Annotated in this window: 40 protein-coding genes and 1 pseudogene; 24 read left to right on the top strand and 17 right to left on the bottom strand. The window is 56.7% G+C overall.

Features of this window, described 5'->3' with window-relative positions; translation table 11 throughout:
* Positions 1-5 precede the first annotated feature (5 nt).
* The 10 genes from ACQ4WZ_RS06885 to ACQ4WZ_RS06930 form a co-directional block, all read right to left on the bottom strand.
* On the bottom strand, positions 6-185 hold the full coding sequence (locus ACQ4WZ_RS06885) for a hypothetical protein (RefSeq protein WP_436572904.1): 180 nt from the start codon (positions 183-185) through the stop codon (positions 6-8).
* Positions 186-330: 145 nt separating this feature from the next.
* Entirely contained in the window at positions 331-564 is a 234-nt protein-coding gene (locus ACQ4WZ_RS06890) for a hypothetical protein (RefSeq protein ID WP_176383173.1), read from the bottom strand.
* Complete coding sequence (locus tag ACQ4WZ_RS06895; protein ID WP_436572905.1) at positions 561-845, bottom strand: hypothetical protein; 285 nt, start codon at positions 843-845, stop codon at positions 561-563. Before ACQ4WZ_RS06895 ends, ACQ4WZ_RS06890 begins: the two co-directional genes overlap by 4 nt.
* 246 nt (positions 846-1,091) lie before the next feature.
* Complete coding sequence (locus ACQ4WZ_RS06900; RefSeq protein ID WP_436572906.1) at positions 1,092-1,370, bottom strand: hypothetical protein; 279 nt, start codon at positions 1,368-1,370, stop codon at positions 1,092-1,094.
* A gap of 105 nt (positions 1,371-1,475) precedes the next feature.
* On the bottom strand, positions 1,476-1,640 hold the full coding sequence (locus ACQ4WZ_RS06905) for a DUF3761 domain-containing protein (protein ID WP_436572907.1): 165 nt from the start codon (positions 1,638-1,640) through the stop codon (positions 1,476-1,478).
* Positions 1,637-1,924 carry a hypothetical protein gene (locus ACQ4WZ_RS06910; protein ID WP_436572908.1) on the bottom strand — a complete coding sequence of 96 codons (288 nt, stop codon included), beginning with the start codon at positions 1,922-1,924 and terminating at the stop codon, positions 1,637-1,639. The genes ACQ4WZ_RS06905 and ACQ4WZ_RS06910 overlap by 4 nt, the downstream gene beginning before the upstream one ends.
* Before the next feature lie 141 nt (positions 1,925-2,065).
* Positions 2,066-2,902: a DUF3037 domain-containing protein gene (locus tag ACQ4WZ_RS06915; protein ID WP_436572909.1), complete on the bottom strand. Its 837-nt coding sequence runs from the start codon at positions 2,900-2,902 to the stop codon at positions 2,066-2,068.
* Positions 2,899-3,633, bottom strand: coding sequence for a HipA family kinase (locus ACQ4WZ_RS06920; protein WP_436572910.1), 735 nt, complete (start codon positions 3,631-3,633; stop codon positions 2,899-2,901). The genes ACQ4WZ_RS06915 and ACQ4WZ_RS06920 overlap by 4 nt, the downstream gene beginning before the upstream one ends.
* A 354-nt stretch (positions 3,634-3,987) precedes the next feature.
* Positions 3,988-4,509 carry a hypothetical protein gene (locus ACQ4WZ_RS06925; protein ID WP_436572911.1) on the bottom strand — a complete coding sequence of 174 codons (522 nt, stop codon included), beginning with the start codon at positions 4,507-4,509 and terminating at the stop codon, positions 3,988-3,990.
* A 145-nt stretch (positions 4,510-4,654) separates the two neighbouring features.
* Positions 4,655-5,344, bottom strand: coding sequence for a S24 family peptidase (locus tag ACQ4WZ_RS06930; protein WP_436572912.1), 690 nt, complete (start codon positions 5,342-5,344; stop codon positions 4,655-4,657).
* Positions 5,345-5,423: 79 nt separating this feature from the next.
* Here ACQ4WZ_RS06930 and ACQ4WZ_RS06935 point away from each other — a divergent pair, with 79 nt between their 5' ends.
* The 8 genes and pseudogenes from ACQ4WZ_RS06935 (at position 5,424) to ACQ4WZ_RS06970 (ending at position 8,279) form a co-directional block, all read left to right on the top strand.
* Positions 5,424-5,741 (top strand): transcriptional regulator, encoded by a 318-nt coding sequence (locus tag ACQ4WZ_RS06935; protein WP_436572913.1) that lies wholly within the window; start codon positions 5,424-5,426, stop codon positions 5,739-5,741.
* On the top strand, positions 5,738-5,875 hold the full coding sequence (locus ACQ4WZ_RS06940) for a hypothetical protein (protein WP_436572914.1): 138 nt from the start codon (positions 5,738-5,740) through the stop codon (positions 5,873-5,875). The genes ACQ4WZ_RS06935 and ACQ4WZ_RS06940 overlap by 4 nt, the downstream gene beginning before the upstream one ends.
* A 70-nt stretch (positions 5,876-5,945) precedes the next feature.
* On the top strand, positions 5,946-6,236 hold the full coding sequence (locus tag ACQ4WZ_RS06945) for a hypothetical protein (protein WP_436572915.1): 291 nt from the start codon (positions 5,946-5,948) through the stop codon (positions 6,234-6,236).
* Between the two features lie 17 nt (positions 6,237-6,253).
* Entirely contained in the window at positions 6,254-6,469 is a 216-nt protein-coding gene (locus ACQ4WZ_RS06950) for a hypothetical protein (RefSeq protein WP_436572916.1), read from the top strand.
* A 76-nt stretch (positions 6,470-6,545) separates the two neighbouring features.
* Positions 6,546-6,785: pseudogene (locus tag ACQ4WZ_RS06955) on the top strand (helix-turn-helix domain-containing protein); the annotation flags it as partial.
* 20 nt (positions 6,786-6,805) lie between these two features.
* Positions 6,806-6,973: a hypothetical protein gene (locus tag ACQ4WZ_RS06960; protein WP_436572917.1), complete on the top strand. Its 168-nt coding sequence runs from the start codon at positions 6,806-6,808 to the stop codon at positions 6,971-6,973.
* A gap of 128 nt (positions 6,974-7,101) precedes the next feature.
* Positions 7,102-7,896, top strand: a complete 795-nt coding sequence (locus tag ACQ4WZ_RS06965) for a GIY-YIG nuclease family protein (RefSeq protein ID WP_436572918.1) — start codon at positions 7,102-7,104, stop codon at positions 7,894-7,896.
* Complete coding sequence (locus ACQ4WZ_RS06970; RefSeq protein WP_436572919.1) at positions 7,893-8,279, top strand: helix-turn-helix domain-containing protein; 387 nt, start codon at positions 7,893-7,895, stop codon at positions 8,277-8,279. Before ACQ4WZ_RS06965 ends, ACQ4WZ_RS06970 begins: the two co-directional genes overlap by 4 nt.
* Before the next feature lie 20 nt (positions 8,280-8,299).
* Here ACQ4WZ_RS06970 and ACQ4WZ_RS06975 read toward each other — a convergent pair whose 3' ends face one another.
* Positions 8,300-8,905: a hypothetical protein gene (locus tag ACQ4WZ_RS06975; RefSeq protein WP_436572920.1), complete on the bottom strand. Its 606-nt coding sequence runs from the start codon at positions 8,903-8,905 to the stop codon at positions 8,300-8,302.
* A gap of 35 nt (positions 8,906-8,940) precedes the next feature.
* Between ACQ4WZ_RS06975 and ACQ4WZ_RS06980 the strand changes: the two genes are divergently transcribed.
* Entirely contained in the window at positions 8,941-10,899 is a 1,959-nt protein-coding gene (locus ACQ4WZ_RS06980; RefSeq protein WP_436572921.1) for a DNA cytosine methyltransferase, read from the top strand.
* Positions 10,900-10,901: 2 nt separating this feature from the next.
* Here the strand turns inward: ACQ4WZ_RS06980 and ACQ4WZ_RS06985 are convergent, their stop codons facing one another.
* Positions 10,902-11,561, bottom strand: a complete 660-nt coding sequence (locus tag ACQ4WZ_RS06985; RefSeq protein ID WP_436572922.1) for a hypothetical protein — start codon at positions 11,559-11,561, stop codon at positions 10,902-10,904.
* Positions 11,562-11,575: 14 nt separating this feature from the next.
* Between ACQ4WZ_RS06985 and ACQ4WZ_RS06990 the strand changes: the two genes are divergently transcribed.
* Both ACQ4WZ_RS06990 and ACQ4WZ_RS06995 read left to right on the top strand, forming a co-directional pair.
* Entirely contained in the window at positions 11,576-12,001 is a 426-nt protein-coding gene (locus tag ACQ4WZ_RS06990; RefSeq protein WP_436572923.1) for a hypothetical protein, read from the top strand.
* Positions 12,002-12,003: 2 nt separating this feature from the next.
* Complete coding sequence (locus ACQ4WZ_RS06995) at positions 12,004-13,233, top strand: phosphoadenosine phosphosulfate reductase domain-containing protein (protein WP_436572924.1); 1,230 nt, start codon at positions 12,004-12,006, stop codon at positions 13,231-13,233.
* A gap of 65 nt (positions 13,234-13,298) precedes the next feature.
* On the opposite strand, the gene ACQ4WZ_RS07000 is transcribed toward ACQ4WZ_RS06995, so the two are convergent.
* Positions 13,299-13,931, bottom strand: coding sequence for a hypothetical protein (locus ACQ4WZ_RS07000; protein WP_436572925.1), 633 nt, complete (start codon positions 13,929-13,931; stop codon positions 13,299-13,301).
* 29 nt (positions 13,932-13,960) lie between these two features.
* Here ACQ4WZ_RS07000 and ACQ4WZ_RS07005 point away from each other — a divergent pair, with 29 nt between their 5' ends.
* From ACQ4WZ_RS07005 to ACQ4WZ_RS07025, 5 genes are read left to right on the top strand one after another with little or no spacing between them, the layout of a single operon-like run.
* Positions 13,961-14,452 (top strand): nuclease domain-containing protein, encoded by a 492-nt coding sequence (locus ACQ4WZ_RS07005; protein ID WP_436572926.1) that lies wholly within the window; start codon positions 13,961-13,963, stop codon positions 14,450-14,452.
* Positions 14,449-15,162, top strand: a complete 714-nt coding sequence (locus ACQ4WZ_RS07010) for a hypothetical protein (protein ID WP_436572927.1) — start codon at positions 14,449-14,451, stop codon at positions 15,160-15,162. Before ACQ4WZ_RS07005 ends, ACQ4WZ_RS07010 begins: the two co-directional genes overlap by 4 nt.
* 35 nt (positions 15,163-15,197) lie before the next feature.
* Positions 15,198-15,530, top strand: a complete 333-nt coding sequence (locus ACQ4WZ_RS07015; protein WP_436572928.1) for a hypothetical protein — start codon at positions 15,198-15,200, stop codon at positions 15,528-15,530.
* Entirely contained in the window at positions 15,527-15,874 is a 348-nt protein-coding gene (locus tag ACQ4WZ_RS07020; protein ID WP_436572929.1) for a DUF1064 domain-containing protein, read from the top strand. The genes ACQ4WZ_RS07015 and ACQ4WZ_RS07020 overlap by 4 nt, the downstream gene beginning before the upstream one ends.
* Positions 15,874-16,275 (top strand): hypothetical protein, encoded by a 402-nt coding sequence (locus ACQ4WZ_RS07025; RefSeq protein ID WP_436572930.1) that lies wholly within the window; start codon positions 15,874-15,876, stop codon positions 16,273-16,275. The genes ACQ4WZ_RS07020 and ACQ4WZ_RS07025 overlap by 1 nt, the downstream gene beginning before the upstream one ends.
* Positions 16,276-16,322: 47 nt before the next feature.
* Here ACQ4WZ_RS07025 and ACQ4WZ_RS07030 read toward each other — a convergent pair whose 3' ends face one another.
* On the bottom strand, positions 16,323-16,715 hold the full coding sequence (locus ACQ4WZ_RS07030) for a hypothetical protein (RefSeq protein ID WP_436572931.1): 393 nt from the start codon (positions 16,713-16,715) through the stop codon (positions 16,323-16,325).
* A 218-nt stretch (positions 16,716-16,933) separates the two neighbouring features.
* On the opposite strand from ACQ4WZ_RS07030, the gene ACQ4WZ_RS07035 reads away from it, so the two are divergent.
* Positions 16,934-17,476 carry a hypothetical protein gene (locus tag ACQ4WZ_RS07035; RefSeq protein WP_436572932.1) on the top strand — a complete coding sequence of 181 codons (543 nt, stop codon included), beginning with the start codon at positions 16,934-16,936 and terminating at the stop codon, positions 17,474-17,476.
* A gap of 243 nt (positions 17,477-17,719) precedes the next feature.
* Here the strand turns inward: ACQ4WZ_RS07035 and ACQ4WZ_RS07040 are convergent, their stop codons facing one another.
* Both ACQ4WZ_RS07040 and ACQ4WZ_RS07045 read right to left on the bottom strand, forming a co-directional pair.
* Positions 17,720-17,893 carry a hypothetical protein gene (locus ACQ4WZ_RS07040; protein WP_436572933.1) on the bottom strand — a complete coding sequence of 58 codons (174 nt, stop codon included), beginning with the start codon at positions 17,891-17,893 and terminating at the stop codon, positions 17,720-17,722.
* Positions 17,894-18,508: 615 nt separating this feature from the next.
* Complete coding sequence (locus tag ACQ4WZ_RS07045) at positions 18,509-18,982, bottom strand: hypothetical protein (RefSeq protein WP_436572934.1); 474 nt, start codon at positions 18,980-18,982, stop codon at positions 18,509-18,511.
* Positions 18,983-19,213: 231 nt separating this feature from the next.
* Here ACQ4WZ_RS07045 and ACQ4WZ_RS07050 point away from each other — a divergent pair, with 231 nt between their 5' ends.
* The 7 genes from ACQ4WZ_RS07050 (at position 19,214) to ACQ4WZ_RS07080 (ending at position 23,253) form a co-directional block, all read left to right on the top strand.
* Positions 19,214-19,360, top strand: a complete 147-nt coding sequence (locus tag ACQ4WZ_RS07050; RefSeq protein WP_436572935.1) for a hypothetical protein — start codon at positions 19,214-19,216, stop codon at positions 19,358-19,360.
* Positions 19,361-19,368: 8 nt separating this feature from the next.
* Positions 19,369-19,734: a hypothetical protein gene (locus ACQ4WZ_RS07055; RefSeq protein WP_436572936.1), complete on the top strand. Its 366-nt coding sequence runs from the start codon at positions 19,369-19,371 to the stop codon at positions 19,732-19,734.
* A 374-nt stretch (positions 19,735-20,108) separates the two neighbouring features.
* Entirely contained in the window at positions 20,109-20,534 is a 426-nt protein-coding gene (locus tag ACQ4WZ_RS07060; protein ID WP_257560978.1) for a hypothetical protein, read from the top strand.
* A 95-nt stretch (positions 20,535-20,629) separates the two neighbouring features.
* Complete coding sequence (locus ACQ4WZ_RS07065; RefSeq protein WP_436572937.1) at positions 20,630-21,271, top strand: putative metallopeptidase; 642 nt, start codon at positions 20,630-20,632, stop codon at positions 21,269-21,271.
* A gap of 30 nt (positions 21,272-21,301) precedes the next feature.
* On the top strand, positions 21,302-21,763 hold the full coding sequence (locus ACQ4WZ_RS07070) for a DUF2280 domain-containing protein (RefSeq protein ID WP_101480957.1): 462 nt from the start codon (positions 21,302-21,304) through the stop codon (positions 21,761-21,763).
* On the top strand, positions 21,744-22,190 hold the full coding sequence (locus ACQ4WZ_RS07075) for a terminase large subunit domain-containing protein (protein ID WP_436572938.1): 447 nt from the start codon (positions 21,744-21,746) through the stop codon (positions 22,188-22,190). Before ACQ4WZ_RS07070 ends, ACQ4WZ_RS07075 begins: the two co-directional genes overlap by 20 nt.
* A 574-nt stretch (positions 22,191-22,764) precedes the next feature.
* On the top strand, positions 22,765-23,253 hold the full coding sequence (locus ACQ4WZ_RS07080) for a hypothetical protein (protein WP_101480976.1): 489 nt from the start codon (positions 22,765-22,767) through the stop codon (positions 23,251-23,253).
* 204 nt (positions 23,254-23,457) lie between these two features.
* On the opposite strand, the gene ACQ4WZ_RS07085 is transcribed toward ACQ4WZ_RS07080, so the two are convergent.
* Complete coding sequence (locus tag ACQ4WZ_RS07085) at positions 23,458-24,006, bottom strand: hypothetical protein (protein WP_436572939.1); 549 nt, start codon at positions 24,004-24,006, stop codon at positions 23,458-23,460.
* Positions 24,007-24,476: the final 470 nt, after the last annotated feature.

The following is a 24,476-nucleotide window of genomic DNA, read 5'->3' on the forward strand; positions in this document are numbered from 1 at the left end:
TGAAATTAGGCTGCCGACACCTGCGAAGGGCGGAACTTGGCCGATGCGGTCGAGCCGTCCAGCAGCACTTCCAGGAAGTCGCCACGGGCGCCCGGATGCGTCTTCACGAACTTGCCCGGGCGCGGCAGCGGCTCGGTTTTCGTGCCCTTCACATTCACCTTCTGGTTTTCTTTGAAATTCGACATGCTGTGTTTCCTTCAAGGTTGGTTGTGGCGCCGGGCTTCCCCGGGCGCCTGATCCTCACGAAGATCAATCGGGGCATGCTGATCCCACAGGGCATTTATCCGGCCCGCCGGCCTGTCCCGCCTTGAACTACGGCGCGGGCGACCGCTAAACCTTTGCCAGCTCCGCAGTCCAGCCCAGCTCGCGGCCATAAAACGTGCCGGTGCAAGACGCCATGCGCGCATCTACTCGCGCTAGCTCATGCGCCTGATTCGGGCTTCCTGCCCAAGCTGTGGCTTCAAAAATTCCGTCTGCAAACTTGATCGATACGTTGTACTTGCGCAGCGTTGCGCGCGCCGGTGGGGCGGTGAACAGACCGGGGAGCGCATCACGGGCGCTCATGGCTTTGCTGCCAGTGCCAGCGCTTCGGTTGCAGCGCGAAACTCATCAATCGAAACCTCTTTGCCCGTCGCGTTCGCTGCGACCATGGTTGACAGTGCCGCTACCAGCGCCTCGTGCGCATTCACCGCCGTGACGATCAGAGATTCCAGCTCGTCGGCGGCTTTCGCGCCAAATCCTGCCGAACGAACAGTGCACACCATGTCGTAAGCAGCGCTGGTAATGGTGCGGTGGCCGGCGTGGCGCAGCGGCAGCAGGGCGCGGACTTGTGGAGTGATCTTCATAGCGATCAGCCGCGCGCTGGGATTGCGATTGCAGGGATCACTTCGCCGTGTGCGATGAGGACCGCTTCGAGTGCTGCAAGTTCGGCTGGGGACATGTCGTACTCCTGTATTTGCTTTCGATAAATGAAGTATTACACATGGTGTGTATTCATAGCAAACAATTTGTGTAATTATTTTGTGTGTCGGGAGATGATAGGATTTGACGGACGAAAAAAAGCCTCGAATCGTCGAGGCTGGTATGGATGCTTAAAAAGGGAGTTCGGGCGGCGGTGGGCGCCGGTAAGCCTGCCATTTGATTTCGTTAGCGTTGATCTTGCTGATCAGTGGCGTGATATCGAACGTGGCGTAGCTTCGCGAGAAGCCGCCGACGCGTGGCGCCAGTAGCAGGATGGGGAGGGTAGGGAAGAACAGTTGCGCTCGCACCAGCGCGGCCGGTCCAGTGCCGGGCCAGGTGTGTTCTGGCTCGACCTGGACCACGGCTATCTTGATTTGCTTGATCTTAATTATGGCGGCGCATAGTTGCATAAATGCATTATGCTTTGAATATTGCCAATTTGGAAGCTATTGGGAATGCGAGGGCATTAATGAGCCCGCGCACGTCGGTTGCCTTAAAGGAAATTCGACAGAAAGTTATCGCACGCCGCCATGAGAGGAACATGCACCTTGCTTATCTTTTGAATGGGAAATCCATCCATCTTTGCAGGTAACGGTGTCGCTGTCATCAATGCCGCCACCGCCGCAGCCGCTCAATGCGACAGAGGCGATCAAGGCGAAGCTAAGGAAAATGGATTTCATTTCGTCCCGGCCTTGCCAGTCTCGGGATTGGTATTGCCCTTCGTCGACCAGTTATTTGCCGAGGTGTCGTCCTTCGTGGACCGGTCGTGAGCCTTGACGACCGTGCCATCTTTTCTTGTATAACTGCCGACATGTTCGTGAGATGCTTTCGCCCCCGTTCCAGTTGCGGCTTTGGCGCTGTGGCCAGATGGGCTTACATGGCCGCCCGAATGTCCGCCGCGTGCGAAGGCTGGAATGGATACGGAGACGGAAACTGCCAGTGCTGCAACCAATATTGCTTTCATTTTTATTCCTGGTGCGGCATAGGTGCGTGCCGTTTCGCACACCAATTATATGTAAAATTAGCAATAGTAAATCTAACCAATAGTTGCAGTGACAGGCGTAAAAAAGCCCGCGCGGGGCGGGCCAGTTGCGATACACGTCAGTTATGAGGCAACGAAATCAAGAATTTCATTCTTCTCAGAAAACGGTATGACTTTTACGCCAACATCCATCATTTCATTGATGATATCTTCGTAGGCTCTAAATCGAGGGCCGTCTTCATCAGGGCCATCAACAGCAAATAAAACTTTCTCGGGTAGTAAATCTCTCTTCTTTAGAGCTCTAATCCTATGAACCCATGTGCCGCCATGATCAATTATTTTATTTGGCTGATCCTGTGCAAGGTCTAGTGGCTTTATAGCAGTCACCGGAAGATCACCATTTGTTTCGACAAATGGGAATGTGGCATGATATTCATCATTCCCCACTTCAAGCCGTTCAAACCTATTTCCTATGGCTGCTTGGTATAGCCATTTCCTCATTCCGTTTTCCAAGGTTTTTTCCCTGTATTCAGGAGTGACGAAGTTTCTGCCAACATAATACCCATAAAGATCTTTTAATTTTTCGATGGGGCTGCCTGTCAGTACTCCTCGAGCTTCGCTAAATTTGATTACAGTTTCTCGCGGGCGAATCACCTCCAAGAAAATTCTCCTTGCGGACTCGGTATCATTAAGCTTCAAGCGTCTATCGAAGCCATGCGGCTTAAGGGTATCGGAAATTCGTTTCAATTCCTCTTGCAATGTGTGCATTGTTGCCTTGAAAACCTGGGCGTCAAGATCCTCAAAGAACTGCGTCACTCGCGCATGCCGCTTCCCCATGAGTTTGTAGCCGAAGTATCGGTGATCTGGCGACATCAAGATGATGCCGACATTCGCAAACTCGCCAGTCTCCACAAAAGGACAAAAGCGGATGATTGCATATAGGCAGGGAATGTTGTTCATATCATTTTCCAGAACGTGTCATTTTGACACTCTAGGAGTTGCTGCCTCACCGCGGCGCGGTCAAAGTCTACAAGAATGGTCTGCTCAGGATCTACAAACCACCACTCTAGAGGGATAGTATTGCAGATAAAATCCCAATTTGCCACGACATCGGCAAACCTAGTGCAATAATTCTCGCGAGTGAGCCAATCGCCACACAAAGTGTTGATTTGATCATGAAAAACATGCATGTCAGTAAAGTTTTCGATAGAAAAATCGAGATCGAACGCTTGGTTGTGATCAATTACGACCAAGCTTTTTGACTCAATCCCCCATAGAAGATTTGGGTTTCCGCCTTCCTTGCTCAGCATTCTATCTGCGTTGCGGATCCACCAGTCAAAGGCGAGAACGTCGCATTGCAATGTGATGGGAATTTGATCTAGATGTGAGATTGTGATCTCCACGGCCGCAACTTTGCGCGAGCCAAAGGCTGGGCCAGCACCGAGATCGCGTAAATCATCACGCGATCCGAGCTGAATAAGTGACTCTGGGACATCAACGATAATGAAGGGCGCAATGGGTAGGCCTAAGCTTTGCCCTAGGCTCCCTGCTATCCACTCACAAATCAAGCTGCGCCTCGCGGCGCCGCGCCCTTTGACGAAGTAAATATGGCCATCGTCTCCGCGACAAATAAATGGCTTCGTCATGCCATCTGCGGATCGGCCGATAATTTCAACTATCTGAACACTCATATGGCCTTGGTCGTAACTCGTAGGGTTCTGGCAATTTCTATCCGACCGTTAATCGATGCAGTGCGGCAACAACCACGTTCACCTCGCTAGCTTGCAGCATTCGTTCGGCACAAGAACAGCCTGGTTAGGGATGCACTGATATCCTCAGTGACAGGGCGCCGTTAGCCCTCCTCATCGGCTCGGGGCACGAGGGCGATGGCGACCAGCGCCAAAATTAAACTTCCCACATTATCCTTAGCTGACTTCGAAGTACAGCAGCGCGCGCCACATCATATATAAATTACCAACAGGAAATCTAACGAATTGTTATGTTATTCATTAGTTGAATACCTGCAACAGTGGATGAAGCAATAGTTATGGCGTGATGGTTGCAACCCATCCGCGATTGAATGCCTTTGTCTCGATATCAACGACTGGCATGGACGTGTCCGATGGCGATCCAGTGACGGCAAGAAGTCCGTGGTTCAGTATCATGCCGCGCGAACCTATGTGATAAGCAGACTTCATTGTCCATTTGTTTTTTTGGTAAGCATAAACAATCTGTACTTGGTCGTTATTGTCATACGGAGCAGCGAAACAAGATTCGTTGCTGGATATTTTTAATGCCTCAGCCTCGCTCGACGAGACAGATATTGAGCCGCCCAGCCTTATATTTCCGCATTTTGTGTTTTGTGAAATGCTGGCATTGAAGGAGACTGTTGCCGTGTATGGGGAAACAAGCGACGTAGTTTTTTGAACGTCATAAGCAATGTTTCTAACAACATAGTTTTTCGTAACCGCATATGTCCCGTTGCACAAACCACTGCACATGAAGAGAGATATCATCTTCTGAGGCGAAGAAAAAAAGGACTCATAGCCAGCAACAATTTTTTCCATGGACTCTACTGCTGTCGAATCCTCATTCGCAGCCATAGAAGATTGATGAAAGCCAAAAATTAATGTTGTGAAGAAAGTGGTAGCTATAACTATTCTCAAAATATCCTCTTGATGCGCAAACTGAGTTGAAATTGGTCCGGCACTTTTACAGGCGATCCTTAAAATTTCGGGCCTCAAAATACACCACTCGACCTATGACATCGCAATCACCTGGGCGGCATGGCTCTTGTGGGAAGTCTGGATTTTCGGAAGTTAAATACCACTCGCGGCGCTCATACTTGAGGCGCTTTACTACCGACTCGCCTTTAAAATTCAGCGCAAAAATGTTCCCGTTCACTCGGCTCTTGTCCGTGACATTCACGACAACAACGTCGCCCTCGAACATCAGCGGCCGCATGCTGTCGCCCCTGATTTTTATGGCCAGCAATGCGCCAGGCGCCAAGTCGCGCTCTTCGAGCCACAGGCGCTTTAGGTGGTAGTGCCCACCGTCCTCGAACACGTGATCCGAGCCGAATCCAGTAATGCCGGCGCGCACATGCTCTGGGGCCATGCGAATGGCGACAGTGGATGGCGCCATTTCCTCATCATCAGTAACAGGGCTAGCCCCTGCGATATGGGATGAACTGTCCAGTCCCAGCAGTTGATCAGTCGTCAGGCCAAGGGCGCGCGCGACCGGCACGGCTTTGCCAACTGGTGTTCCGCGTGATTTCCAGTTGGTCAATACAGCGGGGGCAATGCCCAGCGTTTCACGGAGCCATTGCTGGTCTTTTTGCAGTTCCTCCAGTCGCGCTTCAATGCGCTCCCAAGGAATATTGTTTGCCTTTTTGTTCATCATCAAAGAATAGCTAAACATTCACAGAGTGTGTTACACAAAATGTTTGATCAAAATACACAGGTCGTGTAATATGATCTTCATGAATCCACTAGATAAAGCAATCCAGTTGTGCGGCGGCCTTTCAGCCTTGGCCAAGGAGATCGACGTCAGCTCCGCACGGCTCGGCAATTGGCGCTTGCGCAGCGTGCCCATCGAATACTGCCTCGCTATCGAAACGGCAACCGCAGGGGAGGTTTCCCGCAAAGATCTGCGCCCTGACGACTGGCACAAGATTTGGCCTGACTTGGCTGCTGCGTCCACACCTCGCCGCGCCACTGACCCGGTCCCAGCGTCAGGCTACGCCGGCCGCCAACCGCATGCCAACAACGTCATCTTCGACGGGGGCGCAAAACCATGATCCGCCTGATCCCCATTTCCCCGCCGCGCCCGGCTGACGACATCGTGCGCATCCCGCTGCTCGAACCGCACCATCTGCCTTTCGGCGAGCCGCTTGAGGAGTGCGCATCGCCCGTAAGCGAGCGTCCGCCTTAAAACAGCACAAACGCACGACCTGCATTTCGCTGCACCCAAACCCTGTAACACCGACCACCAGGAGAAAACCATGAAACAGAAGCAAAAACGCACCGCGCTCGTCAAGGGCTACATCACGGACGACAACAAGGATGCCTTGCAAGCCGCGTGTACTGCGATGCGCAAGAGCGTCAGCGACGTGTTGAACGAATGCACGATCGTAATCATCCGCAATCACCTGGACGCCAGGCCGAAACGGAATGATACGCCGCCGTTTTCCAGCGGAGGTAGGCCCAAATCAATAAATAACAGGGCCCAGATTGTGCCGGCACCGCGCCCGTGCTTCGGCGTCGTCCCACGCGTCGTGCGGATGCGGGTTTAACGGCATGGAGGCAGCTATTGAATAAACAAGCCGAGGTCACAGCCGAGGAGAAGGAGCTGATCTTCCAGCGTTCGATGATTTACCGCCAGGCCGAGAAAGACTTGCTGGGCGCAAAGGACGGCGAGGGCGAGAGCGCGGCGAAGGCCGCGCACAAGGAAGCGCGCCAGAAATGGCGCGATGCCGCCGACAGGGTGGCGAAAAAATATGAGGTGCCGCGGCGCGAGCCGCCATAACGAACCCGCACCCGACAGCTACAGCATTGCACGGCCGGAATCGGCCATTTTAATCACCATCAATTAGGAATATGACATGACGCAAACAACAGCCACATCGCCGTATCGCTCGCTGGACGACGCCCAAGGCAACAACGAATTGCTCGACATGCTGCTGGCCAAGGGCCCAAAGAACGACGCCGCCCTGGCCCGCGCGCTGGAAGTGGCACCACCAGTGATTTCCAAGATTCGCCACGGCCGCCTGCCGGTCGGCGCCTCGCTGCTGATCCGCATGCACGAGGTGTTCGACGTGTCTATCCGCGAGCTCAAGCGCATCGCGCGCGCCGAGGTGGCGGCTTGACCTGGTCGACCACGCAGCCGGCATCTGGCGCCAGCGCCGCGCCGGGCGAGGAGGGCGCCCAGGAGCAAGGGCATACCGAGCGCGAACTGCCGGTCGACCCGGGCCACGTCCGGACGCGCCAGCACTACGAAGCAATGCTGCAGGAACTGCAAGGCCAGAAATGAAAAAAGCCCGCTGGCAGGCGGGCTTCCTTGAAACAACAAAAATTCGCGAAAGAATTTATGACCGAAATTGTACAACAGAAAAGTGTAAATATTGCGGAAGCGCTGAAATGCGCCGTTTGGGGTAGGTCATGAGGCGCCTGACGCCAGGCCACGCCTACGTGGTCGACGGTGGGCTCGGCTTGATCAAAATAGGACGCACGAATACGCCTTCCGCCCGATTTAAGGCCATCCAAGCGATGGGTGGCATTCGTGAAATGCGTACTTGGCTCAGTCCTCAGATTGACGACTCGTCAGCCTTGGAGGCGCGCGCTCACGCTGCCCTCGCATCGTGTCGAGTAGTTGGAGAATGGTTCGCTTGTGATTTCTCAGAAGCCGTAACTGTGGTTGAGGCCATGCTCCCGTCGTTTTCTCTGTTCGATGCCGCAGCTCATGCCGAGCGTCTGGCACGCCAAAGGAAAATGTCCAATGCCGTCTGCGAGAAAATGCTCGGTGGTGCCCGCATGGAAGGGGTGATTGCTCGTGCTGCCAGCCATTTGCGTATGGCGCTATATGCAGCCGAAGTGATGAACTCCACAATGCAATATTTGGTTCGATTGTGGGGAGTCGCAGATGGTTGTGATGCTTCCGCTGCTCAATTCCTTTTCTTGCGGCTTGTTACTGATCAGCGCGTAACACACGCGCAGCTGATCTCGCACATGGCTGCTGGCGCCGTCAACGAGCTTCATCAACTGCGCGGCGCCGAACTGCCAGCCGACAAATTCATTGAAATGGCATTTCTCGCTCTCGACAATAACTTTGATGAGGCGGACATGCTGTTTTCCGTCACCGACGTGTGGAATTTTTGGCGTGAAATGGACGACGGTGCGCTTTATCTCGCACCGATTGAAGGCGTCGATACCGGATCTGGCGAGGTGGCATTGTGACTGGCCAAGTTGACAATCGCACGCGCGCGCCTGCTGGCGTAGCCTCCAGCCGCAATTCCGCAAGCGCTGACCGCGCCGCCGATATCCTGGCCACGGTCAAGCGCTGCGGCGCCGCCACCATCGGCGATATCGCCCTAGACCTGACACTTCACCGCGAAACCGTCCGCAAGCGCCTCGCCAAGCTGGTCAAGGCTGGGCACCTCGTGCTGATCGAGGCCGCAGCAACCCATTCCCGCGCCCTGTATGGCATGCCCGACCTGGATGATCAGGACGAATTCGACCTCTACCGTAATCGAAGCAGCAACTGGCCGCGCGGGCAGCACGGCCGTGACTACCTGGTAGCGGCTATGTTTGGCGCGCCGGCTGCTGAGGTGCGTCCATGACTTTTGAAAATATAGATAGGCTAGCTGTTTTCAAGTGCGAGCAATCCATCTTTGAAGTCATTGCGATAAGAAGTTGCCCTATCAAATTGTTTTTCAATTTCGCTGATGTATTGCAGTTGACTGGCAATAACGGCAGCGGGCGAACCAGCGTTAATAATAACTTCAAGGTCCGCAATGCACTCAATCATGTTCTGAACCGCATCGGTCAGGTCATAAGATCCAAGCTCGTGCGCGGGGATTGCTACGAGCGTACGTCTTGCCTCCGCGAGTTTTCCGCACGCAAAGGTGCGAAACTCATCTATGGAAATGGCGCCACTACTCGTGAAGACTTTTTTAATGGTGTCAAGACACGAACCAATGTGGGAGTTCGCCCGTTCGATGAGAGATTTAACGGAGGATGCCCTTCTGATCAGAGCCCTTTTATCGGAACCGAGTGCAAGCGCAACAGCGTGCTGACTTTGCCGGTTCATAACAAAGATCGCAACTCCCAATGCGCCTATCGAACCTATTGCTTGCACCCAACCGGGCCAATCGGACTTCGTGAGTTCGTAGTGATTTCCCAATATACCGATGTCGATAATGCCAAAAATTACCAGGAGTGCGACCGTGAGGTAGGGATATTTCATGCGTTTGCCGAAAGTTGTTTGAAAGGAATCTTAGCATGAAGCGCGACGCCTTCACTATGCCCATTACCTTCGGCTCCGTATGCAGCGGCCTCGAAGCCGCCAGCGTCGCCTGGCACCCGCTCGGCTGGCGCGCCGCTTGGTTGGCTGAGATCGAGCCTTTCCCTTGCGCCGTGCTGGCGCACCACTATCCAGACGTGCCGAACCTGGGCGACATGACCAAGGTTGCTGCCTTGATCCGCGATGGATTCGTGCAAGCGCCCGATGTCTTTTGCGGCGGCACGCCGTGCCAAGCGTTCTCGATTGCGGGCCTGCGCAATTCGCTCGACGACGAACGCGGCAACCTTTCCCTTGTTTTTTGCGAGATTGCAGATGAAATTGACGCACGACGCGCTGCAGCTGGACTTCTTCCAACCGTTGTCTTCTGGGAAAACGTCCCGGGCGTGCTCTCCACAAAAGACAATGCCTTCGGCTGCTTCCTTGCTGGCCTTGCCGGCGAAGATGATCCAATCGAACCACCAGGGGGTAAATGGGCGTACGCTGGTTGTGTGTATGGCCCCGCGCGCGCAGTCGCGTGGCGGACCCTCGACGCCCAATATTTCGGAGTGGCCCAACGACGCCGTCGTGTGTTCGTTGTCGCAAGTGCTGGAGAAGGGTTCGATCCCGCACAGGTACTTTTTGAGTTCGACGGCGTGCGCCGGGATTCTCCGCCGAGCCGAGAAACGCCGCAAGACGTTGCCGGCACAGTTAGAGCAAGCGCTGCGCGCCGTGGTGGAGTGCAAGACGAATGTGGCCTCGGGTTGCAGCCAGTCAGTGCCGAGGATATTGGCGGAGCACGACAGAGCGACGGGAAAGACCTTGCTTTCGGTGCTGCAGTAGCCGCTCCCGTGACGAGCGGCGTCGAGCGCCCGCGCGGCGACGGTCTGGACACACTGATTGCTGGCGTAATCTGCATGGCTCACGGCCAAGGCGGCGCCGAGATTTCGCTTGATCGTAGCCCGACGCTGACTTGCAACCATGAAGCGCCTATTGCCGCCTATCCGATTCAGAACGCTACTCGTGGCAAGGATCAGAACGGCCTGGGGATCGGCGACGCCGGCGCACCGATGTACACACTGGACAACGGGTCGCAACACGGCGTGGTACTGGCGCCTATCGCATTCAGCAGCAAGGACTACGGCGGTGACGCTTGCGTCGACCTGTCACCGACGCTGCGCGCTGGTAACTACGCCGGCAGCCATGCTAACGCCGGCAGCCCACCGGCCATCGCCTTCGACGCCAGCCAGAACACCATCAGCAGCACCGAAGTGTTCGGCGCGCTGGGATCTTCCAGCCCGCAGGCGCAGGCGCAGGCCGTGGCCGTCGCTGTTGAGTGCCTAACCCCCGGTGAAACGCAGCGGCGCCGTATCTATGGGCAAGAGGGCCTTTCGCCGTGCCTTTCATCAGAAGAAGGTCGGGGCCATGGCGTCCCGCAGGTTCTTTGCACCACCGGCGACATCACGAACACCCTCAAGGCTGAAGGATTCGATGTGAGTGAAGATGGCACAGGGCGCGGTCAGCCGATTGTGCCATCGATGGCATTTTGCCAGAACACTCGGGACGAAGTCCGCTTAATGGGCGGCGACGGAGAAATTTCGGGAGCATTGTCGGCACAGCCCGGCATGAAGCAAACAACGTATGTTGCGCCTGGCATGGCAGTCCGCCGCCTCACGCCCCGCGAGTGCGAGCGCCTGCAGGATTTCCCTGACGACTACACGCTCATTCCGTTCGGCCGCAAGATCCGGCCAGAAAAGCTCAACCAGGACTGGATCAAATATCTGCTGCGCGGCGGAGTGATGACCCGAGACCAGGTCGCACGCGCTGCGGCTGACGGCCCGCGCTATAAAGCCATCGGCAACAGCTGGGCTGTATCGAATGTCGCCTGGCTTGGCCGCCGCATTGATGCTGCTATGCGGGCCAACTTCGCGCATGAGCGTGAGATTGCGAGGGTGGCGTGAGTTTACGATTCTTCGTACTCGGCATCAATTTCCCGCTCAATTACTGGGGTGATTATCCCAGCAGCGCTCCGCGCTCTGTTAAGCGCAGTCTCAAGTTTCAATTTACTTACCAAGACGGCGGCGGTTCGCTTTCGAGCATTAATGACGCGTTCCGGCATCACGACGTATGGGCTCGCAGCTTGTTGGGAAACGGCGCTGATAGTGAACGCAACCTCGCGCTGCAGACAGAGGATTTCGAAGTAATACACAGGATGGATTGGCAGGGCTGCAAAATTGTGCAAGGACTGGCTGAGTGCCTGCAGTCGATCAAGGGGGATTCGAATACGTTTGGTGTGCTTATTTGCCTCCGCGAACTTCTTTTCAATACTCCTCAGCGCACGATGTGTGTCCGTCGCAAGATCAAAAGCGATATGTGCGTGCCCCGCCTGTTCCGCAAGGCGCTGAATTTTACGGGCTTTGTTCGCGTGCATAAGTTGCGTTTTCGTTGCATACCACGTTCCCACAATAGCACCGATAGATCCGAGGGCCTGAACCCAATAAGCCCATTCCGACTTGTTGAGATCGAACCCCCGGCCAATGAATATAAATGTCGCGATACCAGATATGGCGAGAGCTGTTCCGGTACCCGCAGGGCTATTTACCCACTTTTTAAAAGTTTCCATAAAGTAATCTTATCATGACAGTCAATCCCGCCCAAATTACCCGTCATCACCTGGCGAACCAAGCCGCGCCCACTTATTCGCTGATCCGCAAGGTTTGCGCCTGCGGCAAGGCCAGCACTGCCAAGCAGCTTGCCCAGCACTGCAAATGCGCCGCCTGCGCGCTGGCCGCCGTCCGCGACGCAATCATGTCAGGCGATTTCGCCAAGCCGCAGCACATGCTGGGCGCCGTGCAGGGCAAGCCGAAGAATCGCTGGGGCAACCGCAATTACTTTGCCGCTGGCAGCGGCCAGCAGTACGAGGCCATGCAGCGCTTGGTGGGCGCCGGCCTGGCCACGGCTGGCCGCGCCGGCAACGAAATGACCTACTTTTACGCCACGCGCCTGGGTTGCAAGGCTGCTGGCCTCGACGCCGCAGGCATCAAGCGCGCGATGGAGGATTGAGGATGAACCAAGCCGATATTTTCTCCGCCGGTGCCCAGCGCCTGCAAATGACCGATTCCATCGACCTGACTATCCAGTCCTTGCTGGCCTACGGCGCTACGCACGAGCACTGGGGTATTGCCTGGTCCGGCGGCAAAGATTCCAGCGCCACGCTGACGCTGATCACCCACTTGCTCGACACCGGCAAGATCGCGCGCCCCAAGTCGTTGACGGTGTTTTATGCCGATACGCGCCAAGAGCTGCCGCCGCTGGCCATCGCGGCGCGCCAGATAATGGACGAACTGGAAGAGCGCGGCATTCGCGTCGAGGTCGTCACGGCACCGATGGACAAGCGTTTCATGGTCTACATCCTGGGCCGTGGCGTGCCGCCGCCGAACAACAACACGCTGCGCTGGTGCACGCGCCAGATCAAGATCGACCCGATGGAACAGGCGCTGCGCGACCGTCTGGACCAGCTCGACGGCCAGATCCTGATGATTACCGGCGTGCGTCAGGGCGAAAGCGCCATCCGTGATCGACGTATTGAAATGAGCTGCAGCAAGGATGGCGCCGAGTGCGGCCAGGGCTGGTATCAGCAGGTGCTGCCGAGCGCCAAAGGCCTGCGCGGCCGCATGTCGACGCTGGCGCCACTCCTGCACTGGCGCGTCTGCCACGTGTGGGAGTGGCTGCGCCACTGGGCGCCACAGGCTGAATTCGGCGACTGGAGCACGGCCATCATTGCCGATGCCTATGGCGGCGACGAGGCCGAAGAGGTCAACGCGCGCACCGGCTGCATCGGTTGCCCGCTGGCGGCCGAAGACAAGGCGCTGGACACCATCCTGCTGAACCCGCAATGGGCCTATCTGGCGCCGCTCAAGGGCATCAAGCCGCTGTGGCGAGAACTACGCGAGCCACAGCACCGCCTGCGCAAAGCCGGGCGCGAGATACTGAAAAGCGGCGCCGTAGCGGCGAATCCGCAGCGCATGGGGCCGCTGACGTTCGAGGCGCGGCTGATGGGCCTGGATCGCATTTTGACCATCCAGGCCACCGTCAACGCGGTGGCGCGTGCCACTGGCCGGCCCGAGATCGACCTGATCAATACCGAGGAGGAAGCACGCATCCGTGAGCTGATCGTGCTGCAGACGTGGCCGCATGGATGGGACGGCGACGAGCCGATCGCCACGATGATAATGGATACAGTCTACGCCAACGGCGCTATCCAGCCGCGTTTATTTTCGGAATCGGATACATGAAAATCAATCAATTTTTCATCGACACCAGGATTACGGAAATCTTGCAACTGAAAAGCGCAACAACTTTACAGTCTATTTCTTATGTTAATAGTCTCGATTTCAAGGGAGATCAAGCTAACACACATTTGTTTGTGAGCATCATCGAGCATATTAAAAAAACTGGCGAAGTTCTGCCCAGTCATGATGCGATAGTCATTGAATGCCTTGGTAACGTTCTCTTTTACTTGGCGGGTAATAGAGCGAAGAGTCGCGATTTCATAAATAATTTTGCTGTTCGGCAAGTCATGCAATTGAATAGCATCCAAATCATATTGAATTTGGTTGAGCAAATTTTTGTCGAAATGCGTCGCACCGGTACAGTAATTTGTGAAAATTTCCCGGTTCCAGCCAATTTCTCTAATCAAGTGCAGCATTCGTTTCGATGCGAGCAAAGCAATCATTTCGAGGGCCTCAGCCATCTTGAGCTCGGAGTTCGTCGCCGCAATTTGTTGCAGCTTGGATGCGTCTATGAACTGACGCTTAGCTTGCCTGGTGGCGTACCATCCAGAGAAAAAAATAGCGGCCACCGAACCAATCGCCTGTACCCAATATGCGGTTACGGTCGCGTCCACGTACGACCAAGGAGCGGTGCGATATCCATAGAAGAAAGCTGCACACAACGCAGTCATAAGGGTCGCCCATCTAAACCAGGTCAGCATAAATTTCCTTGTCAAAAGGAAATCTTATCATGATGCGCCGCTCATCTATGAAGCGAGGCGCCCCCTTGGCCCGCACGCCATTCAAGCGTACCTCGCCTATGCCCAGCACCGGCATGCTCTCACTGCAGTCGCACCAGCGCACGGCGCCGAAGCGCAAGGCCACGCTGAAAAGCAAGGGCCCACGCTCGACCCCGATCCGGCGCGCCGCGCGCGGCCAAGACTGCACGCTGCGCCTGGCCGTCTGCAACTTCGACCCTGACACCACCGTGCTTTGCCATTCGAACTTTTTAAGCGACGGGAAGGGCATGGGCCTGAAGGCGCCAGACACCGCTGCCGCGTTCGGCTGCAGCTCTTGCCACGACGTGCTCGACGGCCGGCGCCCGCGCCCGGCTGATCTGTCGCCGGCAGGCCTGGAGGCTGCCTTTCGCGCGGCAGTCGCCCTCACACACGAAATTTTACGGTCGTTGGGTCTGCTCGATGCAGCGCCCGCCGCCATTCAACCTACATTGGAACACCCATGAGCGCCTTTAGCCCGCAAGAACAAAAACACCTGAAAGAAGCCGCGTACAGCGAATTCCTGCGCGCCAAGATTAAGCTGGCCCAGCGCAAGGGCTTCGACGTGCCGTTGGGCATGGACGGCCGCCCGGGCGCCGAGGAAGCATGGGCAATCGCGCTGATCGGCCAGGACGAAATGGCCAGCGTGGTCTGGACGACCGAGATTGCCGAGGCTTTCCGCATTTGCCAGCCTGTGCTCGACTCCAGCGGCGCCATCAGCGCGCGCAAGCCGTTCCTGGAGGCGTACGAGCGCATCGTTGCCGCTGCGCGCCTGGATCGGCGCCCGGCCGAGTGGCTGGCATCCGTGGGCTGGGACAAGACGCGGCACGTCGAGGTGCTGGGCAATGCGGTGAGGGCAGGGCTGCTGCCGGCACCGGCCGTGGCCGGCCTGCTGCAGGGCAAGCAGGACCAGACGCCGGACGATGCCGCGCGGGCGCAACTCGCTGCGATCAAAAAAATGATTGCTGATGGCACCGCAGCAAAGGAGGCAGCGCGCTTGGAGCGTGTCGAGCAGCACCGCCTGGCGGACGAAGAATTCAAACGGTTGACAGCCGAACGTGTGCAGCTTTACCTGGCTGGCGGCAGAAATGCACCCGGCCCGGCAAGCGCGAATGCCGCTCAGGATTTGCCAGAGGCACCGCCGCACTGCGCAAGGGGCATGGCCGCTACGAAGTGACGTACCCATCAGACAAACGGCTTAAAAGGCTTCAAATGAAAAATCAAGAAAACAAAATCGCAGCAAACAAACGCCTGGCCGAGCTGCTTGGCTGGTCCAACATTGTCGAAGTAGGCGGCGCCCTGGTCGGGACGCCGCCGGCGGGCGCGGTCGCAAGTCGCGGCCAAGCCATGGTGCCCGACTGGATGGACGACTGGGCTGCAGCCGCGCCGCTGCTCGCGCAGTTCGAGATACGCCTGACGCCAGCATCGACTTGCGTCGATGCCAGTGGCTTCTTAGCGCGATACCGGTGCTATCCGGACAGGGATGCCGCGGCGCGCGCTGCAATCGTGATGGCGGCCGCGCATCGCCTGGAGCGTGCGCAATGATGGCCCGTGGCCTGCAAGCGCTGGGCCGTCTCAAGGTCGGCGCCATGAACAAGACTGAGGCCGCGTATGCGCAGACACTGGAGCTGCGCAAGGCAGCCGGCGAGGTTGCCTGGTACAAGTTCGAGGGCCTAAAGTTTCGCTTGGCCGACAACACGTTCTACACGCCGGATTTCGCCGTGCAGCTTGCCGACGGCGCATTGGAGGCGCACGAAGTGAAAGGTTACTGGCAGGACGACGCGCGCGCGAAGATCAAGATCGCTGCCGACATGTACCCGCTGCGCTTCGTTGCCGTCCAGGCGCTGCCGAAGAAGGCGGGCGGCGGTTGGAAAACGGAGGAATTCTGATGGCCGCGAACAAGAAGCCGCGCAAGCGGTACATCCCGAAGCCGGCCGTGCTGCCAGCGGGCCTGCGCAAAGACTTCGCATTCGAAATCCCAGGCTTCCAGGCTAGCGAGGCCATGGGCAAGGGTCACTTCCAGGAGCTGCACGCCTACAACCTGCTGAGCAACGCCGATATGGCGCGCCGCATCGCGCCAGATGGCCATGCCATCTTGCCGGTGGCCCAGGCCGTGGTCGAGGCAATCGCCGAAATAATGGCACGGGCTCAGCGCACGGGCACCTTCGGCGTCAACGGCGATGAAATGTGCGCCCTGCGCGAAGGTGTTGGCAAGACGATGGTGTTCCTGGGCGACATGCCGAACGTCGAAATTGCTCGCGCACTGCTTAGCAACCGTGCGCGAATTTAACCAGACGGGAATGCTGCGTCTGTAATTGTCAGCTGTTTGTTACTCTTCTACATCCAGTTCGTAGCGCCTGATAACCACCTTTGCATTCGGGCGAGAAGCGTTTGATCGGTTACTACGCTTAGAGAACCTGCAGATAGCAAGCCACCTTTCTTTGTTAAAATTAGCACATTTTTTGTATCTTCATAAAAATGAAAAGGAACTGCAAGCTTTTTATGAAAATTTAACCATTTATACAATTCCTGCAACGGGACTGCAGACGAGGCGCTATTAAAGTCGATATTTCCTGCATTGAGAATAATACAAGCGTCCCCTTGTTTAAGAACGACGCTCACGCTAGTAGGAGATTCTTTTTCTCGAACGAACCACACTTCAGTGATGCTATCTGCGAAGCCATCAATATCTTTCAGATGAAATACGGAACTGCGTTCTAATACTCGCATATTTTATCTCCTATGGTGAAAATCAATGACACTTTAGTATGAAATTATGGTTTTGTAAATAAGAATGAATTTGAAATTTCTCTGAAGGGATGTATTTCTTACAGGAGTGTGTTGTTTGCAGCTAAAAGTATTGGTGGAATGTTTCACCATTGAGAAGTAAGATCATCACGAGCCTACTGCCGGGTGATAATTTTAAATAATATTTATTTGGAGATTTCATGGGTTTTTCAGATCGTTATGTCGCAGCCCTCGGATCGAACAACTTGATGGACGATGCGCTGCACCACCAGACTGACCCGCTGGTCGCTGCGGCGTTGGCAGGTGGCATCGGCGCGCTGCTGTGCCGCGTGAAGTACGCAGACGGCACGCTCAACCGCATGTTTGAGGGCAACCAGCAGAATCTGGCGCAGCTGCTGCGCATCTGGACTGTCGAGGTGATTAAGCGCGGCCGGGCACGCCGCTGGGTGCCGGAAAATACAGCCTGGGATGCGGCAGCGGCGCAAGCGCTTTACCGGCGCGTGGCCGAGAAGTCGCTGGCGCATTGGCTGGACGGCAAGTGCAGGGGCTGCGGCGGCACCGGCGTCAAGGTGCTGCTGGGAAATGGCATCTGCACGAGCTGCAAGGGAACCGGAGTGGGAGCAGTGTACGGCGTGGCGGGCCTAGAACTGGAGCGCGTCAAGGACATGGTCAGCGAACTGAGCTCTATTCACGACAGTCATTCTGGCCGGGCGGGTGGATTGTTACGCTGCGGAGACATGTAGCGAAGGTTTTCTTTAAGACTGTGTTTACAAACAGTATTTCTGCGGTATACTTCAGGCTCTTATTCAAGAAAATTCTTCCGGAAATCGTAATGTGCGCATCGCGCCACCGATAGCTGGAACTCGCGACAGTGCCCGGACCCAGCGCAGTACCTGCACGTCTTGAATTTGTCGCAAACCACGCACTATGGCCGTGGGAGCAAAAAATAAGCCACCTCATGGGTGGCTTTTCATTTTGCGAGAGTTTTATCGAATTCGCATTTTCAGTTGTTCGATCTCATCTTTTAGCTCCTCGATTTCTTTGTTCAGAGCGAAAACTATTTGCCCTGTATCGCGGCAGTTTTGCGCAAGGATCTCCAAAGCAGCTTGCGTTGATTTTCCACTAATATCCGGGCCGCCGTTGAATGTTAAGTTTCGCATTTCTCTCCTTTGTAATTACGCGCCAGGTCGTGGCGTAGTCGCTTGAAGTTGCCATTATTGCATATAAAAATCGAGAGATTGCATAGGTCGAATGCAGTGAACGCATATGAGTTGGCCAGATGCGCGCGTGAGCATGCCGCCGCACGCCTGAAAAGGAGGTGCGACATGAAGTAGCGAAGAAATCATCCCCAGCGCCATGCGGCGCAAATGTGAAAGCGACTTACCGCGCATTTAGCCATCGGCGCAGCGGGTAGTTTGGCACTGGCGAGGCCTTAGCGCATCAATCAGCCTACAACCACGAGCAGGATAAGCAGCACCCAGCCGACGCGCGTTGTAACCGCGGCTATTCGGCGCCGGACGCTGTAACCGGTAATCGAATGCAAATGACTGCGGATCGTAGGGGGCGCAACCCTTGGCCGCCGGCGGCAATACACGGGTCAAATTCTTTCCAGCGTTTAGCGCTGAGAGGGTCCGGCACCTCGACCATTTGCGCTTTTAAGCGAGGCGACCATGACGCAGACGACTAAGCCGACAAAGCAGCCGATCCGCGACTACATGGACGCACAACGCGCTCCCTGGACCCGCCGCTGAAGCCTGAAATGTCTGCTGAGGGTTTTAGAAAGAGGAATTGATTTGTTCGCGAATCTGAGGCTTGATGTACTCAGCCAATCGCGATGCTTGATTTCTGGTTGAATCGCCATACGCGAATGCGAAAGTACTTGAGTAGGAAAATGGTAGCTCCTTTAAATCTGTGGCTACTACTGAAGACCCGGCACTGATCGAATACATACCCATAGATGAGGTGTAATTAACATGCTCGCCAAAACTTACACCGCACAATTTCACATCAAACTGTACTCGCAGACCGTCGGTCGCCTCCTGCTTGGTGTTGGCGATTACGTATCCCTTCTTGATTAAGGCTTCGCGCGCCAAGCTGTTAATGAAGTTCTCAGTGATTCCGTCGACTCTGCTGTTGCAGCCGTTGACTTGGGAAATTTTGGAGCTCACGAAGACACGCATGGGACCAGCAGCGCTGGATTGCGTCGCTACAAAAGAGGCTAGCAGCGCGAGAAGGATTTTTGCTTTCATCTTTGATTCCTAACTTGAATTTCGTTAATCGGCGCGGCCATCAGAAATTAGCGGTTGTTGCCTTCAGGTAATTGTATCCGTGGTTTGAGGTTTTGGCAACTTAGACCAGTAAGGTGACTTTTTCATTTGGGGCGCAAGATGAAAGACCAACCCCTCTACGCCCGCCCGGCCAACGCCAGGCTTTCGCCGCTGTCCGCATCTGTGCCAGCGGCTTTTTATTTGAGGTGCCGCATGTTTGATATCGACTTCCGCGGGATGATCATCACCCTGGTTCTGGCGGGCGCGCTGATTGGCGGCGCCATCGTCGCACTCGTGCTGCTGGCCTGGCCATGGTTGTGGGCCATGGCCAAGCCGGCGCTGCATGCGGTGACAGCATGAGTGGCCTGATGACTGTCCACACGCTGGGCCCGCAACTGATCGCGCTGCTCGGCCTGCCGAAACACTGCGTTTCGTTCGAGCTGCGCTGTGCGGTGGGCGAGATAGTCACAGTGAAGTGCGAGTACTACCCGGAAGACGCTGACGGCGTCGACACGGTGCTGGCTGAATATGAGCTGGTCCCTCGCACGAAGCTGGACGATGCCAAGCCGCACCCCTCCGAAGTGATCGGCTTCGATTCCTGGATGCGTGAGCGCACAGAGGCTGCGCACCAGGCGATGATGAAACATGCCCGGCGCGGCGGCATCGACTATAGCAAGAAGTACGCGACCGGCGGCATAGTCACTGGTTGGCGGCTGGTGGGCGAGAGCGCATGACCACCGACGACTACTGCCGCTGGCTGACCATCTACCTCCAGATCCTCGGCATGCAGCCGGACATCGCGCAGCGCCAGGCGCACGGCACCAGTTCAACCAAATTCCGATAGAGAACTTGCGACCTGCCAGCGCGCTCCAGTGGCAGAGCTTGAAGAAACGGGCGCAGTCACCGACGTAGCAATGCCCCAGAGGACTCCAGCCGCGATGCACTGCGGCGCCTGCTGGGGGCGGGCGGTGATATGCAGACAGAAATGTTCTAGCGTTGCTTTCGACGTACCAGCGAATTATGGCTCAGCACTCGCAAGGCAGTTCTCTTGCTCACGCCTTGACCGCGCAGATATTCCTCTGCAGCGGCCAAGCCGACGTCCATCACCATGCGCACGGCAGTATTAATTATTTCCTCAGCCGCCGCGTCAGGCCGAGAGCTCAATGGGGCGGTGGGTGTGCCTTTGTGGTGGGTGCGCGAGTTCATAAATTTCTTTTCGCAAAATAGAAATCGTACGTCGTTGAAATATCCAGGCGTTGATTTCGATCATGCTTCGTACAAATATTTTATGAATAAAATTCAGCACCCTTCGAACAACGGCGTTCTCGGTGCACCAGCGGGCTGGGACCAAGGCGAGTTGCCCTGCAGCGCGCTGCCAATCACCCACACGCACGTTGGTGATCTGCTGGCAGTCGTGTCGTACTGGCGCCCGAGCGTCGAGGAGCTGGCCGTGCTGGATGCTGGCGGGGCCATCGCGCTGTGGGTGCTTGGCGCGACGATGCCACCTGTCATCTTGAGCGTCGAAAGCACTTGAGACACTACATATAGTAGGTGGCGGACGAAAGTGTCAAAAATCACCGGGCTGAGACCGCCAGAATTACTGTCAAACACTACATCTAGTAGGTCGGGATGAAGAAAAGCCACAATTCCGCAGTGCCCACGTCGACGCGCCCGATGCCGCCGCCCGAATTCGCCGACCCGTTGAACAATCGGTACGTGTCCGCGCCCGAGGTACTCAAGTGGGCGCGCGCAACCATCCTCACCGAAGGCGGCGCGCTCTACAACGAAGACCACGCCCACCTGGAATATGCCGACGTGCAGTTCCTGTGGGCGCCAGTAGGGTTCGTGAAGGCCGGCCGCACCGTGCTGGGCCAGTGCGAAGAAGTGACGTTCCGCTGTGGACCGTGGCAGAAGGGCCGCCAGCAACAGCAGATGGCCGACTGGTTCGGCGCGGTACCAGATTTCCTCATCACCTTGGACGCCCCGTATTGCCTGACCTGCAGCGACGCCGAATTCTGCGCGCTGCTCGAGCACGAGCTTTATCACATCGCCCAGGAGATGGATGACTTCGGTGCGCCGGCCTTCAACAAGTACGGACTGCCGAAGCTGTGCATGCGCGCACATGACGTCGAAGAGTTCGTCGGCGTGGTCCGGCGCTACGGCGCCAGCGAGGACGTGCAACGGATCATTGACGCAGCAAAGACAGCGCCAGAAGTGGCGAAAATCAACATAGCGAGGGCGTGCGGAACGTGTCTGCTGAAGGCCGCGTAGGCTTTACGTTGCTTTACAGGAAACTAAAACATGGCCGCACTCAAGGACGAGGTGAAGCTGTACATCGTCAACGCGCTGGCCTGTTTCGACTCGCCGACGCAGGTTTCGATTGCAGTAAAGGAAGAATTTGGCCTCGACGTGCCGCGCCAGCAGGTGTCGCTGTATGACCCGAACACTTTCGTCGGCCGCAACCTCAGCCAGAAGTGGAGGGTGATCTTCGAAGATACCCGGGCCAAGTTTCGCGCCACGGCCGAGGAAATCCCGATCGCCAGCAAGGCGTTTCGCTTGCGTGGCCTGGGCCGCCTGGCGCAGAAGGCCGAGAACATGCGCAACTTGCCGCTGGTGGCCAGCCTCTACGAGCAGGCCGCCAAGGAAGTGGGCGACATCTACGTGAACAAGGGCAAGGCCGAGCCGACCGACCAGGCGCCCACACCTGTCGCCATCACCTTCGGCGTGAAAGACGCCAAGCGCCATGACGACAATCCAGTTTGACCTGAACGTCCCGCAATCGAGCTTCCTGCAGCTGCCGCACAAGTTCAAGGCCTACGTGGCCGGGTTCGGCTCGGGCAAAACGTTTGTGGGCTGCGCCGGAATCTGCGCCCACTTTTGGGAGTGGCCGGGCATCAACCAGGGCTACTTCGCGCCGACCTATCCGCAAATCCGCGACATCTTCTATCCCACGATGGAGGAGGTGGCCTATGCGATGGGCCTGCGCATCAAGGTGAAGCAGGGCGACCACGAAGTCGAGGTATATGAGGGCCGGCGCTATCGCGGCACGGTCATTTGCCGCTCGATGGAGAAGCCGGAAACCATCGTCGGCTTCAAGATCGGCCACGCGCTGATCGATGAGCTGGATGTGATGCCGCTGAAAAAGGCGCAGATGGAGCACCAGGTATCTCTGGTGAGAGCTCATTCCTAAAGCGCGGTACGTTAAATCTCTTGGTCGCCGCAGGAGGCAATCGGACTGATTCAACCCCATTTGGTCCAGGCCCGTACGGAGGCGTAGTAGGCGGCGGAAATGGCGGACCTGGCGGCATACTAGGGAGCCATCAGAATGGACCACGTGGCGGGGGTGGTGGCGGTGCTGGGGGTTATTCTGGCGATGGCGGGAAAGGGGCATCAGCACCGAGTACCTACGCCACCAATGGTAGTGGGGGGGGCGGTGGTGGTGGCGGATGGGGCGGGCAGGGCGCAGGGGCCAGTGGCGGCGGTGGTGTTGGGCTGCTTGGGGAGGGTGTGAGCGGAGTCGGTAACGACGTTTCGGGCGGCACTGGCGGATCAGGCGGGGCGGCAGGCTCCAGCGCTACCTATAGCGGCGCGTATAACACTAGCGGCGTGGGAGGCACATATGGTGGGGCTTCAGGCGGTGCAGGCAGCCCGGTAACCATGAACTACGCTAGCGTAGGCCCGTCCTCTGGCGGGGCCGGTCGAGTCATTTGGGGTCCTGGCCGCTCGTATCCATCAACAAGAACAGCAGACGAGTAAGGAAGACCATGTTTTATCAGCCAGCAACAAGCACTATTTTTACAGACCACAGCGCTATTCGTCGCGTCCTGACAAACGTTCTGTTCCCAGACGCGATCACCGACGACATGCTCGAATATCACGGCATCGTGACGTTGGGAGGCAGCGCGCCTACCGTCGCTCCCGGGCAGATAGCCGAATGCGGCGCCGTGGAGATGGTCGGGGGCGTGTGGACGATGACCTGGACGGTGCGCGTGGAAACGCAGGATGAGAATCGGGCACGAGTGCCGCAAAAAGTCAGCCGCCGGAAGGGCCGCCTGGCGCTGCTGCTGGCAGGCAAACTTGACCAGGTGCCGCTAGTTATCGCTGCCATCGAGGACGAGACAAAGCGGCGCCTGGCGCAGATCGAATGGGATGATGCGCAGGACTACGAGCGGTGGCACCCGCTGGTGGTGCTGATAGGGGCCGCCCTGGATCTGGATCTCGACGCGCTGTTCATCCACGCGGACACGCTGTGAAGCGCCTCAGCCTCCTGGCCGTCTGGCTGGCCTGCATTGGCGCGGCCGTGCTCACGCTGCTGCGCATGCTCTGGTCGATTCTGTCGAATCCGGCCAAAGCGCTGCGCATCGCCGTGGCGCTGGACCGGGCGGGCAATGCCGCCGCCAATGGTGTCGAAACCGAAACGCTCAGCAGCCGCGACAACCGGGCGCGCGCCGAGAGTATCAGCCCTCGCCCGCCGCTGCCGCTGCCGGACAATCGAAGTTGGCCAGCAGGTCTGCGATGTAGCCGGTCTTGGCGCACTCCGTGGCCACCTCGGTTATTAGGGTGCGAAATTCGGCCAGGTCGCCCAGGCCTTCTCGCACAATAGGCACCGGTGTATGTCGGTCAACGATGCGCCCGCACACGTTGACGATTTTGGTCGGCCGGGCTACCCAATCCGCGTGCGCGATGAATTTATCGCGCTTGAACATCACCAGGTCGTGAAGCGGCATGCGGTTTGCCAACGCGTCGATCTTACTGGCGACGATGCAACGATCAGCGTCTCCCTTTGATTGACTGTACTTATAAGGGCGGCAGTAAGCCACAATGGCCGCAATGAGCAACCCCTCACAATGGTCAAAAAACTCACTGGTGCCGCGATCTTGCTGCAGCCGATCCAGTTCGTCGTGGGCATCTAAATAGCGCAAGGCGTCCTGCATGTCACGCACGGCAAGCGCCAGGCGATTGGTGGAAGGGTCTTGCCTGATACCCTGAGGCTGGTCATTGTTCATAAAGTCTCCGATAAATAAACGGTACTGGCTCTTGCCACCCACATAATGCTCGTTCCACGGGTGTCAGTCACTAGTAAAGCAACTACTCGCACTCAGCTTCGTGTTTTCACACACGCCAACCCGGTTTTACGTTCCGTTGCTTCTGGAACCCCAGCCTGCTGACTCTGTGAACAGGGCACTCCTCGGAGTGCCCTTTGTCTTTTCTACTGCGGTAATTCCTCCGAACACTGCGCCAGGGCAAAAAATTAGTCATTTTGAGTAGCTTAGCTGGCCAGCGGCAGTGCGTGTGTGAAAACACGAGGATTGGGCCTTTCCTGGGAGTTCTTCATTACGCTGGCCTACCGCCACGCCCGTGCAGGGCAACAAACCTGCTTGGCGATGGGGCATGGCCTCGTGTTTTTACACACGCTCTCGGCGGGAGTTACTCAAATTGAGTAATTCCCGCCATGCAATTATTAGTCATTTTGAGT

It is taken from the genome of Janthinobacterium darwini (genome assembly GCF_051380905.1).
Lineage (GTDB): Bacteria > Pseudomonadota > Gammaproteobacteria > Burkholderiales > Burkholderiaceae_D > Janthinobacterium.

Bases quoted from the DNA above. Each gene is read 5' to 3' on its own strand.
- ACQ4WZ_RS06885 (WP_436572904.1), bottom strand. From the start codon at position 185: ATGTCGAATTTCAAAGAAAACCAGAAGGTGAATGTGAAGGGCACGAAA.
- ACQ4WZ_RS06890 (WP_176383173.1), bottom strand. From the start codon at position 564: ATGAGCGCCCGTGATGCGCTCCCCGGTCTGTTCACCGCCCCACCGGCG.
- ACQ4WZ_RS06895 (WP_436572905.1), bottom strand. From the start codon at position 845: ATGAAGATCACTCCACAAGTCCGCGCCCTGCTGCCGCTGCGCCACGCC.
- ACQ4WZ_RS06900 (WP_436572906.1), bottom strand. From the start codon at position 1,370: ATGCAACTATGCGCCGCCATAATTAAGATCAAGCAAATCAAGATAGCC.
- ACQ4WZ_RS06905 (WP_436572907.1), bottom strand. From the start codon at position 1,640: ATGAAATCCATTTTCCTTAGCTTCGCCTTGATCGCCTCTGTCGCATTG.
- ACQ4WZ_RS06910 (WP_436572908.1), bottom strand. From the start codon at position 1,924: ATGAAAGCAATATTGGTTGCAGCACTGGCAGTTTCCGTCTCCGTATCC.
- ACQ4WZ_RS06915 (WP_436572909.1), bottom strand. From the start codon at position 2,902: ATGAACAACATTCCCTGCCTATATGCAATCATCCGCTTTTGTCCTTTT.
- ACQ4WZ_RS06920 (WP_436572910.1), bottom strand. From the start codon at position 3,633: ATGAGTGTTCAGATAGTTGAAATTATCGGCCGATCCGCAGATGGCATG.
- ACQ4WZ_RS06925 (WP_436572911.1), bottom strand. From the start codon at position 4,509: ATGGAAAAAATTGTTGCTGGCTATGAGTCCTTTTTTTCTTCGCCTCAG.
- ACQ4WZ_RS06930 (WP_436572912.1), bottom strand. From the start codon at position 5,344: ATGATGAACAAAAAGGCAAACAATATTCCTTGGGAGCGCATTGAAGCG.
- ACQ4WZ_RS06935 (WP_436572913.1), top strand. From the start codon at position 5,424: ATGAATCCACTAGATAAAGCAATCCAGTTGTGCGGCGGCCTTTCAGCC.
- ACQ4WZ_RS06940 (WP_436572914.1), top strand. From the start codon at position 5,738: ATGATCCGCCTGATCCCCATTTCCCCGCCGCGCCCGGCTGACGACATC.
- ACQ4WZ_RS06945 (WP_436572915.1), top strand. From the start codon at position 5,946: ATGAAACAGAAGCAAAAACGCACCGCGCTCGTCAAGGGCTACATCACG.
- ACQ4WZ_RS06965 (WP_436572918.1), top strand. From the start codon at position 7,102: ATGAGGCGCCTGACGCCAGGCCACGCCTACGTGGTCGACGGTGGGCTC.
- ACQ4WZ_RS06975 (WP_436572920.1), bottom strand. From the start codon at position 8,905: ATGAAATATCCCTACCTCACGGTCGCACTCCTGGTAATTTTTGGCATT.
- ACQ4WZ_RS06980 (WP_436572921.1), top strand. From the start codon at position 8,941: ATGAAGCGCGACGCCTTCACTATGCCCATTACCTTCGGCTCCGTATGC.
- ACQ4WZ_RS06985 (WP_436572922.1), bottom strand. From the start codon at position 11,561: ATGGAAACTTTTAAAAAGTGGGTAAATAGCCCTGCGGGTACCGGAACA.
- ACQ4WZ_RS06990 (WP_436572923.1), top strand. From the start codon at position 11,576: ATGACAGTCAATCCCGCCCAAATTACCCGTCATCACCTGGCGAACCAA.
- ACQ4WZ_RS06995 (WP_436572924.1), top strand. From the start codon at position 12,004: ATGAACCAAGCCGATATTTTCTCCGCCGGTGCCCAGCGCCTGCAAATG.
- ACQ4WZ_RS07000 (WP_436572925.1), bottom strand. From the start codon at position 13,931: ATGCTGACCTGGTTTAGATGGGCGACCCTTATGACTGCGTTGTGTGCA.
- ACQ4WZ_RS07005 (WP_436572926.1), top strand. From the start codon at position 13,961: ATGATGCGCCGCTCATCTATGAAGCGAGGCGCCCCCTTGGCCCGCACG.
- ACQ4WZ_RS07010 (WP_436572927.1), top strand. From the start codon at position 14,449: ATGAGCGCCTTTAGCCCGCAAGAACAAAAACACCTGAAAGAAGCCGCG.
- ACQ4WZ_RS07015 (WP_436572928.1), top strand. From the start codon at position 15,198: ATGAAAAATCAAGAAAACAAAATCGCAGCAAACAAACGCCTGGCCGAG.
- ACQ4WZ_RS07020 (WP_436572929.1), top strand. From the start codon at position 15,527: ATGATGGCCCGTGGCCTGCAAGCGCTGGGCCGTCTCAAGGTCGGCGCC.
- ACQ4WZ_RS07025 (WP_436572930.1), top strand. From the start codon at position 15,874: ATGGCCGCGAACAAGAAGCCGCGCAAGCGGTACATCCCGAAGCCGGCC.
- ACQ4WZ_RS07030 (WP_436572931.1), bottom strand. From the start codon at position 16,715: ATGCGAGTATTAGAACGCAGTTCCGTATTTCATCTGAAAGATATTGAT.
- ACQ4WZ_RS07035 (WP_436572932.1), top strand. From the start codon at position 16,934: ATGGGTTTTTCAGATCGTTATGTCGCAGCCCTCGGATCGAACAACTTG.
- ACQ4WZ_RS07040 (WP_436572933.1), bottom strand. From the start codon at position 17,893: ATGCGAAACTTAACATTCAACGGCGGCCCGGATATTAGTGGAAAATCA.
- ACQ4WZ_RS07045 (WP_436572934.1), bottom strand. From the start codon at position 18,982: ATGAAAGCAAAAATCCTTCTCGCGCTGCTAGCCTCTTTTGTAGCGACG.
- ACQ4WZ_RS07050 (WP_436572935.1), top strand. From the start codon at position 19,214: ATGTTTGATATCGACTTCCGCGGGATGATCATCACCCTGGTTCTGGCG.
- ACQ4WZ_RS07055 (WP_436572936.1), top strand. From the start codon at position 19,369: ATGACTGTCCACACGCTGGGCCCGCAACTGATCGCGCTGCTCGGCCTG.
- ACQ4WZ_RS07060 (WP_257560978.1), top strand. From the start codon at position 20,109: ATGCGCACGGCAGTATTAATTATTTCCTCAGCCGCCGCGTCAGGCCGA.
- ACQ4WZ_RS07065 (WP_436572937.1), top strand. From the start codon at position 20,630: ATGAAGAAAAGCCACAATTCCGCAGTGCCCACGTCGACGCGCCCGATG.
- ACQ4WZ_RS07070 (WP_101480957.1), top strand. From the start codon at position 21,302: ATGGCCGCACTCAAGGACGAGGTGAAGCTGTACATCGTCAACGCGCTG.
- ACQ4WZ_RS07075 (WP_436572938.1), top strand. From the start codon at position 21,744: ATGACGACAATCCAGTTTGACCTGAACGTCCCGCAATCGAGCTTCCTG.
- ACQ4WZ_RS07080 (WP_101480976.1), top strand. From the start codon at position 22,765: ATGTTTTATCAGCCAGCAACAAGCACTATTTTTACAGACCACAGCGCT.
- ACQ4WZ_RS07085 (WP_436572939.1), bottom strand. From the start codon at position 24,006: ATGAACAATGACCAGCCTCAGGGTATCAGGCAAGACCCTTCCACCAAT.